This window comes from Rhizobium sp. TH2, from assembly GCF_024707525.1.
Classification (GTDB): domain Bacteria; phylum Pseudomonadota; class Alphaproteobacteria; order Rhizobiales; family Rhizobiaceae; genus Rhizobium_E.
Genome location: NZ_CP062231.1, coordinates 4,616,821 through 4,629,068, shown reverse-complemented (window position 1 = coordinate 4,629,068; position 12,248 = coordinate 4,616,821). Strand labels below are relative to the sequence as shown.

Sequence of the window (12,248 nt, the reverse complement as noted above, 5' to 3'; positions counted from 1 at the left end):
CTTACTGTGCAGCGTCGATGATCGACTGCATTTCCGCTTGCGCGTTGGCAAATGCGCCATCGACATCGTCGCCATAGATCGCGGCGTTGATGAAGGTGGCCCAAGGGCCGTTCGACGAGTTGATCAGGTCGTTGAACTGCAGTGTATAGGGCGTCTTGGCGACCGCGATCGCCTCGATGCCGACTTTCAGGCGCGGGTCCAGACCTTCGAGCACCTGGTCGGCGATGTCGCCGCGGGTCGGAAGGCTGCCATACTTGGCCAGGATCTTCTGCCCCTCGAGCGAATAGGTATATTCGAGGAATTTCTTGACCGTTTCGAGCTTCGGCGTGCCCTTGGTGACGACGAAGTTGTCGCCGCCGGCAAAGGATGACGGCTTGCCGTCGACGCCGGGGATCAGCGTGACCCCAAAATTGATCTCCGGATGCTGGGTCACCAGCGTGCCAATGGCAAAGGCGCCGATACTCTGCTGGCCGATCTTGCCATTGGTGAAGGTCAGGAAGTTGACGCCGTTGTCGCCCTGCGAACCCGCGGGCACCGTGTCCTTGGCGACGAGGTTGCGATAGATCTCGACGGCCTTGCGCATCTGCGGCGTATCGAGCGTCGCGGTCTTGCTGTCGGCGGACAGGATGTCGGCGCCGGCACCCCATGTGAGCGGGGTGAAGGTGAAGATCATGCAGCCGCCGCAACCGCCGCCGGAGAAGTAGAAGCCGTAGGTGTCGCCGCCGAGCGCGCGGATCTTTTCGGCATTGGCGGTGATTTCGTCCCAGGTCGTCGGCGCTTTTTCGGGGTCGAGGCCGGCCTTCTTGTAGAGGTCCTTGTTCCAGGCGAAGATCGAGGTCTCGACCGAGAGCGGCAGGCCGTAGATCTTGTCCTCGTAAGTGCCGAGCTTGACATGCGACGGCGACAGCGAGTTGAAATAGGGTAGGGCCTTGGCCCAGTCGCTGAGGTCTTCGAGCTGACCAGCTGCCGCGAAAGCGGGCGTGTAGATCAGGTCGAGAGATAGCGCATCAGGCGCCTGGCCGCCGGCGATCGCGGTCGCATATTTCTGCACCAGCTCGGCGAAGGGCACTTCGGTCATCTCGACCGTGTCACCGCCCTTGGCGTTATAGGCCTTGACGACTTCCTTGAAGGAATCGCCGATGCCCGATCGCACCCACATATTGATCGTCTCGGCCGAGGCCGAGTTGATCATCACGGCCGAAATCAGGGCCGTTGCTGCCAGTAATCTCTTCAACATTGTCATTCCTCCCATGTTTGGGGTTGCGTCCTCCCGCACCCCTTCTTCCAGCTAGATTTGTTTGCCTCCGCAGGAATCGCGGACGACGAGCTTGCAGGGTAGGCGGCGCAGGCCGTGTTCGACGGTCCTGCCTTCGGCGAGGGCCAACACCATCAGCCCAGCCTGTCTGCCGAGTTCCTTGAGGTTCATGTCCACCGTGGTCAGCGGCGGGCGGGTCTGATCGGCGACGATCTCCCAGTTGTCGAAGCCGATGACCGAGACATCGGTGGGGACATTGGCGCCACGCTCGCGTAACGCATCGACCACGCCGCGTGCGATCTGGTCGTTGCCGCAGAAAATACCGTCGGGCTTTTCGCCCGGGTTATTCCAGATACTGGCGATGGCTTCGTGGCCCCAGGTTTCGGACCATGTACCATGCATGACGGGAGCATCCTTGCCCGCGACCTGGCGGAACGCGTCGGCACGCTCGCCGACGGACATGAAGCTTGTCGGGCCGGTAATATGAACGAGGCGTTTCCGCCCCAGCTTCAACAGCCATTCCGTCGCGAGCACCGCACCGTGGCCGTCGTCTGAGGTCAATGTAGCGCTGTCGGGTGCACCCTTTGTGAACGCGTAGACAACAGGCACCGGCAGGTGAGCGAGATCGACAGGGAGAGACTTGTCGATCCGCTTACCTGTCGCGATGATGCCGTCCACCTGTTTGTCCAGCATGGCATCGACATGGATCTTGGCGAGCGCGGGGTCATCCTCGATCGCGCAGAGGAAAACGGAGACACCGTGATCGACCAGCGCCTCTGAAATCCCGGCCATAACGGGCAGCGTGAAGCGGCCATAGGTGTCGTTGGTCAGAAGGCCCACGGTGAAGCTGCGATTGCTGAGCAATCCGCGAGCGAGCGCATTGGGCCGGAAGCCGATCTCGCCGGCCATGCGCTTGACCCGCTCGCGGGTCTCGGTGGCCATGCGGCCGTTGCCGTTGAGCGCCTTGGACACGGTCGAAACGCTGACGCCGGCAGCCCTGGCCAGGTCATGAATGGTTACTCGACTGCCCTTGATGCGCTGCGCGTTCAGTGTGGTTTCCTCCCAAATCCGGGGTGAGAAAACCTTTTATCACTACGCAAGTCAATATGAGAAAACGTTTTCTCAAAAATTTCACATTTATGTCCTGCTTGCGCGTTCCAGCCATTCAAGGCCGTCACGCGTGCTGCCCGCGGGACGGTATTCGCAGCCGACCCATCCGGCATAGCCGAGCGCATCGAGTGCGTTGAAGACCGCGAAATCGTCGAGGGTGCCGCTGCCGGGCTCGTTGCGGTGTGGTACGGACGCGACCTGGATATGGCCGATGAGCGGCATCATCCTTTCGAGAGATGCGATGACGCCGCCATGAAGAATTTCGTGATGATAGATGTCGAATTGCAGCTTGAGCGCGGGGTGGGCAATGTCCTCGATGAACGCTGCGGCACGATCGAAGTGATTGAGGAAATAGCCTGGCATGTCGCGGCCGTTGAGCGGCTCGATGAGGAGACCGATGCCGGCCTCACCCGTCATATCGGCTGCGAAGCGCAGCGAATCCCGGTATGAGGCGATTGCCACCGGATCCTCCGGCGATGCGATCCCCGCCATCATGTGAAGATTGGGAACCTCGAGGATGCGGCCATAGCGCAGCGCCGTGGCGACCGATTGCCGAAATTCATCGCGCCGTCCGGGCAGGGCTGCAAGCCCTCGATCGCCGGCATCCCAGTTGCCGGGAGGCATGTTGAACAGCACTTGGACGAGCCCGGCATTTTCGAGCTTGCGGGCGATTTCCTCCGGATCGAAATCATAGGGAAACAGGAATTCTACCGCCTCGAAACCGCACTCCGCGGCTTCGGCGAAGCGATCGAGGAACGGCAGTTCGTTGAACATCATGCTCAGATTGGCGGCGAAGCGCGGCATCTCAAGTCTTCCCGCATGCGGCCAGTTTGGCTGGGACATTGATCAAATCAGATTAGCTGATATAGAAGGTGGTCGCCACTCGAATTTCATATCAGAATGAGCCGCAATTTCCTGGTCATCGACCCCGAAGAAGACATAGCCGTTCTCAAGGGCCTCGCGTCGCATGGGCGGGTCCTGATGCTGAAGCTCCTGCATGAAAAGGGGCCGATGAATGTCAACGACATCGCGGCCGAACTGTCGCTGCCGCAATCGACCGTTTCCACCAATGTGCAGGTCCTCGAAGATGCCGGGCTGATCCGCACCGAGAACCGCAAGGCGCGCAAGGGCAGCCAGAAGATCTGCTATCCGACCGCCGAGGAAGTGCTGGTCGTCTTCAAAAGCGAGTATCGCCGCGTCAAGAACGATGCGATCGAAGTGTCGATGCCGCTCGGGCTTTACACAAGTTTCGAGGTCACGGCGCCCTGCGGCCTCTGTTCGCCGGATAGCATTATCGGCCTGCTCGACGTGCCGAATTCGTTCCTCGATCCGGACCGCATGAAGGCGGGGCTCGTGTGGTTCACCCGCGGCTATGTCGAATACCAGTTCCCCAACAATGCCAAGCTCGCCAATGCCGATATCGCCGAGTTGGAGGTGGCGATGGAGTTGAGTTCGGAAGTGCCCGGCACGAGCGCCGACTGGCCCTCGGACATCACATTGACGATCAATGGCGTCGATGTCGGCACCTGGACGTCACCCGGTGATTTCGGCGACAAGCGCGGCGTGTTCACGCCTTCGTGGTGGAAGTTGAAGGGCTCGCAATACGGCAAGCTCAAGAATTGGCGGATTTCCAGCGACGGGACCTATGTCGATGGTGTCAGGATTTCCGAGGTCAACCTGAATGCGCTCGATCTCAAGAGCCACCATTCGATCCGGGTGAGGATCGGCGTGAAGGAAAACGCCAAGCATCCCGGCGGGATCAATATCTTCGGCAAGGGATTCGGGAACTACGATCAGGATATTGTCCTGCGCATCAAGACCGGGTGACCCTGTCATCACTTCACCAAGCTCTGCAAGCCAAGCCTTTATTATTGATATCAGGCATTGTGATCTAAATCACGGCTGCCGATATTTCTCATATCCGGAAACATCGGGCATCCCTGATTTCGACGAGGGGAACCTTGCCGTGGCCTGAGAGTCTTGTTTCAATGAGAATGATTATCACTTGCAATGCTGAAACCTTTCCATTATTTCTGCTATTGCAACTTACTCGCAATAAGGAGAAGCTGGTGCTCGATAGGACAAGGCGGCATGTTCTTGCCGGGATGACAGGCGCTGCATTTGCGTTGTTGATAGGCTTTACGCCGGCTGCGGCGGCGGAAAAATTCAAGGCGGTGACGACATTTACTGTCATCGCCGATATGGCGCGCAACGTTGCCGGCGACGCGGCGGTGGTGGAATCGATCACCAAGGCAGGCGCCGAAATTCATAATTACTCGCCGACGCCGGGCGATATCCAACGGGCACAGGGCGCCCAGCTCATTTTGTGGAACGGGCTCGGCCTGGAACGCTGGTTCGAGAAATTCTTCCAGAACCTCAGTGATGTGCCCGGCGTGGTCGTTTCCGACGGCATCGAGCCGATGGGCATCAGCGAAGGCCCGTATGAAGGCAAACCCAATCCGCATGCCTGGATGTCGCCGAAGAACGCGCTGATCTATGTCGACAATATCCGCGACGCTTTCGTGAAATACGATCCGGCCAATGCCGAGACCTACAAGGCCAATGCCGAGGCCTATAAGAAGAAGATCGAGGCGACGGTCGCTCCGATCCGCGCGAAGCTCGCGACGATCCCCGAGGACAAGCGCTGGCTGGTTTCCAGCGAAGGTGCGTTTACCTATCTTGCCCGTGATTTCGGGATGAAGGAACTCTATCTCTGGCCGATCAATGCCGACCAGCAGGGCACGCCGCAGCAGGTGCGCAAGGTCATCGATGCGATCAGGGAACACGGCATCGTCACCGTCTTCAGCGAGAGCACCGTGTCCGACAAGCCGGCGCAGCAAGTCGCGCGCGAGACCGGCGTCCATTATGGCGGCGTGCTTTATGTCGACTCCCTTAGCGATGAAGCCGGCCCGGTGCCGACCTATGTCGATCTGTTGCGCGTGACCTCCGATACGATACAGAAGGGTCTGGCCGAGGGCCTGTCGCAATGAATGAAATGGCCTCAAGCATGACCTCTGCAGCCGCGTCTTCCAACAGTGGGTCAGGTCTCGCCGTCCGGCATGCGACCGTCACGTATCGCAATGGCCTGACCGCGATCAAGGATGCTTCATTCGAGATTCCGACCGGAACGATCACGGCGCTGGTCGGCGTCAACGGTTCGGGCAAATCGACGATATTCAAATCGATCATGGGTTTCGTTCGTCTCGCCAGGGGCGATATTTCCGTGCTCGGCATGCCGGTCGCGCAGGCTCTGAAAAAGAACCTCGTCGCCTATGTGCCGCAGGCCGAGGAGGTCGACTGGAACTTCCCCGTTCTTGTCGAAGACGTGGTGATGATGGGCCGCTACGGCCATATGGGGATAATGCGCATCGCCAAGGCCGCGGATCGCGAGGCGGTCGACAAGGCGCTCGCTCGCGTCGGCATGACCGACTATCGCAAGCGCCAGATCGGCGAACTCTCGGGCGGCCAGCGGAAGCGCGTTTTCCTCGCCCGTGCGCTGGCGCAGGACGGGCGGGTGATCCTGCTTGACGAGCCTTTCACAGGCGTCGATGTCAAGACCGAGGATGCCATCATCGCGCTTCTGCGCGCGCTGCGCGACGAGGGCCGCGTGATGCTGGTTTCCACCCACAATCTCGGCAGTGTGCCGGAATTCTGCGACCGGACGGTGCTGGTCAAGGGAACTGTGCTTGCCTATGGCCCGACCTCCGAGGTCTTCACCCAGGCCAATCTCGAGAGCGCCTTTGGCGGCGTGCTGCGCCATTTCGTGCTCGGCCATGCCGATAGCGAGGCGCCCTATCCATTCGGCCTGTTTACCGATGACGAACGGCCGCTGGTGCTCCAGGGCGGCAAGGCCGTGCCACGCGAAAAGGCGGAGACGGCCGAGGATCAAGGCTGATGGAGGTCCTGCTTGAGCCCTTCGGCTACAACTACATGATCAACGCCATGTGGGTTTCGGCGCTGGTCGGCGGCGTGTGCGCGTTTCTCTCCTGCTATCTGATGCTGAAGGGCTGGTCATTGATCGGGGACGCGCTTTCGCATTCGATCGTTCCCGGCGTTGCCGGCGCCTATATGCTCGGCCTGCCGTTCTCCATCGGCGCGTTCTTTGCCGGCGGTTTGGCGGCAGCAGCGATGGTGTTCCTCAACCAGCGCACCAAGCTGAAGGAGGACGCGATCATCGGCCTGATCTTCTCGTCCTTCTTCGGGCTGGGGCTGTTCATGGTGTCGCTGTCGCCGACCTCGGTCAATATCCAGACTATCGTGCTCGGCAATATCCTGGCGATCACGCCGGAGGATACGCTGCAACTCGCGATCATCGGATTCGTCTCGCTGGCGATCCTATTGGTCAAGTGGAAGGACCTGATGGTGGCGTTCTTCGATGAGAACCACGCACGTTCGATCGGCCTCAATCCGACAGCGCTGCGGGTGATGTTCTTCGCATTGCTGGCGGCTTCGACGGTGGCGGCGTTGCAGACGGTGGGCGCGTTCCTGGTGATCTGCATGGTGGTGACGCCGGGCGCTACCGCCTACCTGTTGACCGATCGGTTCCCGCGCCTGCTGGTGATCGCCGTGATGATCGGAACCTTGACGAGTTCTATCGGCGCCTATGCCAGTTATTTTCTCGATGGCGCCACGGGTGGCATTATCGTCGTGCTGCAGACGCTGATTTTTCTCATCGCCTTCTTCTTCGCCCCCAAGCACGGCATGCTGGCGGCACGCCGCCGTGCGGCCGAAGCGCTGGAGCCGGGCCAATGACCATTCTCGATACGCTGCTCTCGCCCTTCCAGTTCCCGTTCATGATTAATGCGCTGGTCATCTCGGTTCTGATCGCGGTGCCCACGGCACTACTGTCGTGCTTTCTCGTGCTCAAGGGCTGGTCGCTGTTGGGTGACGCGATCAGCCACGCCGTATTTCCCGGCGTGGTCATCGCCTATATCGTCGGCTTTCCCTATGCGATCGGCGCCTTCGTGGCGGGCATGATCTGTGCGGTCGCCACCGGCTTTCTCAAGGATAATAGCCGTATCAAGCAGGATACGGTGATGGGTGTGGTGTTCTCCGGCATGTTCGGCCTGGGGCTGGTGCTCTATGTCAAGATCCAGTCCGACGTCCATCTCGACCATATCCTGTTCGGCGACATGCTGGGCGTGCAATGGGCCGATATCGCGCAGGCCGCCGCGATTGCTCTCGTCACGGCGGGTGTGATCGGCATCAAATGGCGGGATTTCCTGCTGCATGCTTTCGATCCCGCACAGGCGCGGGCCGTGGGCCTGCGGGTCGGCCTGCTGCATTACGGGCTACTCTTCCTGATTTCATTGACCGTGGTGGGGGCTTTGCAGGCGGTGGGCATCATTCTCGTCATCGCCATGCTGATCGCGCCCGGCGCGATCGCCTTTCTGTTGACGCGGCAGTTCAGCACGATGCTCATTCTGTCGGTCGTGATCGCCGTTGCCGCTTCGGTGGCCGGCATTTATCTCTCGTTCTTCATCGATAGTGCGCCGGCGCCGACAATCGTGCTGATCCTGGCTGGGATCTTTATCGGTGCCTTCGTGGTCGTAACGCGCCGGGCGGCCGGGGCCGAGGCCAGCGAAGCCAACTGAAGGGCTAGATTAGGCCGAGACTGCGCTGCATGGCCGCCTGGAAATGGGCGTCGAGTGCTGCTTCGGCGCGATCGGCATCGCGCTTCCGGCAGGCTTCGACGATCTCGACATGTTCCTTCAATGTCCGGAGCACGATGGGGGCGGTGAGCTTGCGGTCGAGACGGAGCAGCCGGAGATAATTGTGCATGCGGCGGTAGCTGCTTTCAATCAGTGGGTTGCGCAGGATGCCGATCACGGCATTGTGCAGCAGCCGTTCGAGCTCTTCCATCTCGAGGAGGTCAGCTGAGGTCAGACCGTTCGAGGCGATCGTTTCGATCAAATCCTTGTGGCGGCGGCCCATCTCGACGATCAAATCCTCATCGCCTTCTTCAGCAAATATACGCACAGCTGCACGCTCCAGAATCAAGCGAAACTGGTAGGTTGCCCGCGTTAATTCGAAGCCCGGCCGGACGAACTGGATGCCCGAGCGCGGATGAATGGTGAGGATGCCTTCCGCCTCAAGAACGCGCAGCGCATCCCTCAGTGGCGCCACCGGAACCTCAACGATTTCAGATAGTTCGCCTTGCGAGACGAAAGAGCCTGCCTGGACTTTTCGCTCGAACAGGGCTTCGAGCACGCGCTCATAAGCGAGGTCGCTCATGCGCTGCGACGGGATCGGGTCATCATCGACCGAGGCGAGTTTTATCTTGCGGACCACTTGCACTGCTCTCGTTTCTGGCATATTAGATAGCGCATCTGATCGATCAGATCAACAAATTAATAGATCAAGTGCAGCTTAAATGACGATCAAATCCTTCCGGATCACCCGCTTCCAGTTCGCCCGCGACCGCGTCATCGGCGACAGCCAGGTGCGTGCCGATGACGTGAACGTAGCAGCACTGGAACTGCTCTCCGATAGCGGCCAATCGGGGCTCGGCTTTATCCAGACGCTTTTCACCTCGCTGCCTGATCAGGCCGAGATCGAGCGCGTCTTTGCCTCGGAAGTGTTTGCCGGTTTGGAAGGGCGTAAGGCGATCGGGCTGGTGCACCGGGTGTCACGTCCGCGCGGCGGCAATCTGCGGCCGTTCTCGCTGCCGTTTCATGAGGCGCTGCAGGTGGCGCTTTGGGATCTGGCCGCCAAGGAGGCTGGCCTGCCGCTCTTTAAATTACTCGGGGCCACGCGCGGCAAGGTGCGAGCCTATGCAAGCGGACTGGATTTCCATCTCAATGATGACGACTTTCAGAAGCTGTTTTCGCATGCAGCAGGCCTTGGCTACCACGCCTTCAAGATCAAGGTCGGCCATGCCGACTTCGAACGCGACCTCAATCGCCTCGCGCTGCTGAAGAAAATCGTGCCGGCCGATTCCAAGATCATGATTGATGCCAACGAAGCCTGGTCTTCGAAGGAAGCGCTGGTCAAGATCGGGGCGATCCAGAAGGCGGGTTTCAACCTGCTCTGGGTCGAGGACCCGATCCTGCGGAGCGATTTCGCCGGCCTGAAGATGCTGCGTGAGGCGACCAGCCGCACGCAGATCAATTCCGGCGAATATCTCGATCTCTCGGGCAAGCGCCTGCTGCTGGAGGCCGAGGGCGCCGACATCATCAATGTCCACGGCCAGGTTTCCGATGTGATGCGGATCGGCTGGCTGGCAGCCGAAAAGGCGATACCCGTCTGCCTCGGCAACACGTTTCTCGAGGTCGGTGTCCATGCAGCCTGCGCGCTGCCCGAGGTCGAGTGGCTCGAATATTCGTTCCAGAATTTCGACCATCTCGTGGAACAGTCGGTCGAGATTCGGGACGGCTGGGCCTATGCGCCTGATCGCCCCGGCCATGGCCTGGTGCTGAGCGAGGCTGCGCGCGAAGAATGGTCGCGACCCTCTATTCTTGCCCGCGACGCGCTTGGCGCGGCGCCGCATAATCCAAGACTGCCCGTATTCTGAAAGCCGCTATTCCGGCGGTCGCCGCCGGCACATTTCCATGGGAGGAAACCACATGCGCATGACTCTGAAAGCCGCCCTGATGCTGGGCACATTGCTCTCCGGCACCTCGGCCTGGGCACAGGAAATCACCGTCTGGGACTGGAAGTCGAGCGACCCGCTCAGTGTTCCCTATTACCAGAAGGCAAAGGAAGTGTTCGAAGCGGCCCATCCGGGCGCCACGGTCAACTATGTCATGCAGCCGCATGACCAGTATTACACGCTGCTCGGCACCGCGCTGTCCTCCAATGCCGGCCCCGACATGTTCCTGATGAATGGCGGCGCGCAGGCCAAGGCCCGTTTCGGCGCGCTCCTCAAGCTCGACGACAAGGTCACCGATATCAAGGACGACCTCGTTGGCTGGGAAGAGTTCGCCGATGCCAATGGCGTCTATGCGATCCCGCTCTCGATCCAGGGCTTCGTCGTCTATTACAACAAGAAGCTCTACACCGATGCCGGGCTCGATCCCGCGAACCCGCCGAAGACCTGGGCCGAACTCACCAAGGTCTGCGACGCGATCAAGGCCAAGGGTGCCGTGCCCTGCTTCGCCATGGGCAACAAGGAAGGCTTTGGCATAGAGTTCTGGTTCTCGGCCATCGCGGCAACGTCGTGGACGCTCGAACAGCATGCGGAATTTGCTTCTGGCAAGTTGAAATGGTCGAGCGAACCGGTCAAGGCGATCCTGCAGAGCTGGGTCGACGCCAACAAGAACGGCTGGTTCCCGCAGGGCGCCAATTCCACCGCCAAGTTCATGGACGAATATGAAGGCTTCATGCGCGGCGAGGCGGCCAACACGATCGGCCTGATCTCGGATGTCGCCCACTGGAAGCAGTTCGATGAATTCCTCGGCGCCGAAAACGATGGCGTCTTCCCGATGCCGTCGCCGACGGTCGCGTCCGACAAGAAGGAAGGCGAGCCGAATTTCCCGCTCGCGGGCGGCATCGGCTACGGCATTAACAAGGCCTCTGATAATGCCGACCTCGCCGTCGCCTTCGCCAAGGTTCTTGCTTCGCCGGAACTTGAGCAGATATTCTTCAACGACGCCGGCGCGGTGGCCGCCAACTCCAAGGTCGATACCAAGGGCGTGAAGAGCCCGGCGGCGATCGAGATCCTCAAGATCATGGCGACCTCGGGTGCGCCGATGGCGCACGCCAATGCCACGGCCAAGGAACTCGAGGAAATCCATCGCCTGAGCCAGTTGTTGCTCAACGGCGAGACCACGGTCGACGAAGCCGTCAAGCGCATGGACGAGGTCCAGGCCGAGGCACACAAGTAACCGCGAGGATTGTGCGGATAGTGCCCCTCATCTGCCTCTAGCCTCCTTCTCCCCGCAGGCGGGGAGAAGGAGGCTAGAGGCACTGACAGCACCACAATTCCCTTCTCCCCGCAAGAACGGGGAGAAGGTGGCGGCAGCCGGATGAGGGGCTGTCGTAGACCTAATCAAGAAGGAATGGTATCGCGTGGGAAGCCCCGCTGAAAGACGGATCGCACTTTTGTTCATTGCACCTGCCTTGCTGCTGGTGGCGATGTTCCGTATTTTTCCACTGTTCTGGGGTTTCGTGCTGTCGTTCTTCGATTCCGACGGCATGACGAAACTCGAGTTTGTCGGCTTCGGCAATTACGTGGCGCTGGCCAGCGACAATGCCTTCCGCGATTCCGTCGAGAATACGCTGATCCTGATCGCCACCCTGCCGATCTGGGTGGCGCTGCCCATGCTGCTGGCGATCCTGATCCACCAGGGTGTGCCCGGTGGCCGTTTTTTCCGCGCGGTCTATTTCTTCCCGGCCGTGCTTTCCTCCGTCATCATCGGCTCTATCTTCAACATGGTGCTACGCTTCGATGGCAGCCTGAATGCCATGCTGAAGGCCGCTGGACTGGTGCCGGTCGACTGGCTGGGCTCGGGATCGACGGCGCTGTTCGTGTTGTTTTCCGTGCAGCTCTGGTCGACGTTCGGCATGAGCCTGCTGATCTTCCTCGCGGGCCTTTCGACCGTGCCGACGGAACTGGTCGAGGCGGCGCGGCTCGATGGCGCCAAGCCGATGCAGATCTGGTGGCATGTGATCATTCCGGTGCTTCGTCCGATCATCGAATTCGTCGGCGTGGTGACCACGATCGGCGCGCTGACCTCGATGTTCGGCCTGATCTATGTGCTGACCGCAGGCGGGCCGGGCACGTCGACCACGCTGCCGGAGTTCCTGATCTGGCTCGAACAGGGCAAGATGAACCGGCCGGGCTATGCCGCCGCGATCTCCATGCTGCTCTTCTCGCTGATGGCGGGGCTGGCCTATGTCCAGATCCGCATCATGTCCAAGAACGCGAACCTCTGAGGGCATC

Annotated in this window: 12 protein-coding genes; 8 read left to right on the top strand and 4 right to left on the bottom strand. The window is 60.3% G+C overall.

Annotated features, from left to right (window positions below; translation table 11 throughout):
* Nucleotide 1: 1 nt before the first annotated feature.
* The 3 genes from IHQ71_RS22670 to otnI all read right to left on the bottom strand — a co-directional run bounded on the left by IHQ71_RS22670 (nt 2) and on the right by otnI (nt 3,169).
* Nucleotides 2-1,237 (bottom strand): sugar ABC transporter substrate-binding protein, encoded by a 1,236-nt coding sequence (locus tag IHQ71_RS22670; RefSeq protein WP_258158677.1) that lies wholly within the window; start codon nt 1,235-1,237, stop codon nt 2-4.
* A 51-nt stretch (nt 1,238-1,288) separates the two neighbouring features.
* Nucleotides 1,289-2,290 (bottom strand): LacI family DNA-binding transcriptional regulator, encoded by a 1,002-nt coding sequence (locus tag IHQ71_RS22665; protein ID WP_374990050.1) that lies wholly within the window; start codon nt 2,288-2,290, stop codon nt 1,289-1,291.
* 102 nt (nt 2,291-2,392) lie between these two features.
* A complete protein-coding gene (gene otnI, locus IHQ71_RS22660) occupies nt 2,393-3,169 on the bottom strand; it encodes a 2-oxo-tetronate isomerase (RefSeq protein WP_258158675.1) in 777 nt (258 codons plus the stop codon).
* 96 nt (nt 3,170-3,265) lie between these two features.
* Here otnI and IHQ71_RS22655 point away from each other — a divergent pair, with 96 nt between their 5' ends.
* The 5 genes from IHQ71_RS22655 (at nt 3,266) to IHQ71_RS22635 (ending at nt 7,959) form a co-directional block, all read left to right on the top strand.
* Nucleotides 3,266-4,192 (top strand): transcriptional regulator, encoded by a 927-nt coding sequence (locus tag IHQ71_RS22655; RefSeq protein ID WP_258158674.1) that lies wholly within the window; start codon nt 3,266-3,268, stop codon nt 4,190-4,192.
* Between the two features lie 242 nt (nt 4,193-4,434).
* A complete protein-coding gene (locus IHQ71_RS22650; RefSeq protein WP_308737877.1) occupies nt 4,435-5,355 on the top strand; it encodes a metal ABC transporter substrate-binding protein in 921 nt (306 codons plus the stop codon).
* Nucleotides 5,356-5,372: 17 nt separating this feature from the next.
* Nucleotides 5,373-6,260, top strand: coding sequence for a manganese/iron ABC transporter ATP-binding protein (locus tag IHQ71_RS22645; RefSeq protein WP_258158673.1), 888 nt, complete (start codon nt 5,373-5,375; stop codon nt 6,258-6,260).
* Nucleotides 6,260-7,117 carry a metal ABC transporter permease gene (locus tag IHQ71_RS22640; protein WP_258158672.1) on the top strand — a complete coding sequence of 286 codons (858 nt, stop codon included), beginning with the start codon at nt 6,260-6,262 and terminating at the stop codon, nt 7,115-7,117. Before IHQ71_RS22645 ends, IHQ71_RS22640 begins: the two co-directional genes overlap by 1 nt.
* Nucleotides 7,114-7,959 carry a metal ABC transporter permease gene (locus IHQ71_RS22635; protein ID WP_258158671.1) on the top strand — a complete coding sequence of 282 codons (846 nt, stop codon included), beginning with the start codon at nt 7,114-7,116 and terminating at the stop codon, nt 7,957-7,959. The genes IHQ71_RS22640 and IHQ71_RS22635 overlap by 4 nt, the downstream gene beginning before the upstream one ends.
* Nucleotides 7,960-7,963: 4 nt before the next feature.
* Here IHQ71_RS22635 and IHQ71_RS22630 read toward each other — a convergent pair whose 3' ends face one another.
* A complete protein-coding gene (locus IHQ71_RS22630; protein ID WP_374990049.1) occupies nt 7,964-8,599 on the bottom strand; it encodes a GntR family transcriptional regulator in 636 nt (211 codons plus the stop codon).
* Between the two features lie 139 nt (nt 8,600-8,738).
* On the opposite strand from IHQ71_RS22630, the gene IHQ71_RS22625 reads away from it, so the two are divergent.
* The 3 genes from IHQ71_RS22625 to IHQ71_RS22615 all read left to right on the top strand — a co-directional run bounded on the left by IHQ71_RS22625 (nt 8,739) and on the right by IHQ71_RS22615 (nt 12,241).
* A complete protein-coding gene (locus IHQ71_RS22625; RefSeq protein ID WP_258158669.1) occupies nt 8,739-9,878 on the top strand; it encodes a mandelate racemase/muconate lactonizing enzyme family protein in 1,140 nt (379 codons plus the stop codon).
* Nucleotides 9,879-9,930: 52 nt separating this feature from the next.
* Complete coding sequence (locus IHQ71_RS22620; protein ID WP_258158668.1) at nt 9,931-11,190, top strand: ABC transporter substrate-binding protein; 1,260 nt, start codon at nt 9,931-9,933, stop codon at nt 11,188-11,190.
* A gap of 217 nt (nt 11,191-11,407) precedes the next feature.
* On the top strand, nt 11,408-12,241 hold the full coding sequence (locus tag IHQ71_RS22615; protein WP_258158667.1) for a carbohydrate ABC transporter permease: 834 nt from the start codon (nt 11,408-11,410) through the stop codon (nt 12,239-12,241).
* Nucleotides 12,242-12,248 lie beyond the last annotated feature (7 nt).

Bases quoted from the DNA above. Each gene is read 5' to 3' on its own strand.
- IHQ71_RS22670 (WP_258158677.1), bottom strand. From the start codon at position 1,237: ATGTTGAAGAGATTACTGGCAGCAACGGCCCTGATTTCGGCCGTGATG.
- otnI (WP_258158675.1), bottom strand. From the start codon at position 3,169: ATGCCGCGCTTCGCCGCCAATCTGAGCATGATGTTCAACGAACTGCCG.
- IHQ71_RS22655 (WP_258158674.1), top strand. From the start codon at position 3,266: ATGAGCCGCAATTTCCTGGTCATCGACCCCGAAGAAGACATAGCCGTT.
- IHQ71_RS22645 (WP_258158673.1), top strand. From the start codon at position 5,373: ATGACCTCTGCAGCCGCGTCTTCCAACAGTGGGTCAGGTCTCGCCGTC.
- IHQ71_RS22640 (WP_258158672.1), top strand. From the start codon at position 6,260: ATGGAGGTCCTGCTTGAGCCCTTCGGCTACAACTACATGATCAACGCC.
- IHQ71_RS22635 (WP_258158671.1), top strand. From the start codon at position 7,114: ATGACCATTCTCGATACGCTGCTCTCGCCCTTCCAGTTCCCGTTCATG.
- IHQ71_RS22630 (WP_374990049.1), bottom strand. From the start codon at position 8,599: ATGAGCGACCTCGCTTATGAGCGCGTGCTCGAAGCCCTGTTCGAGCGA.
- IHQ71_RS22625 (WP_258158669.1), top strand. From the start codon at position 8,739: ATGACGATCAAATCCTTCCGGATCACCCGCTTCCAGTTCGCCCGCGAC.
- IHQ71_RS22620 (WP_258158668.1), top strand. From the start codon at position 9,931: ATGCGCATGACTCTGAAAGCCGCCCTGATGCTGGGCACATTGCTCTCC.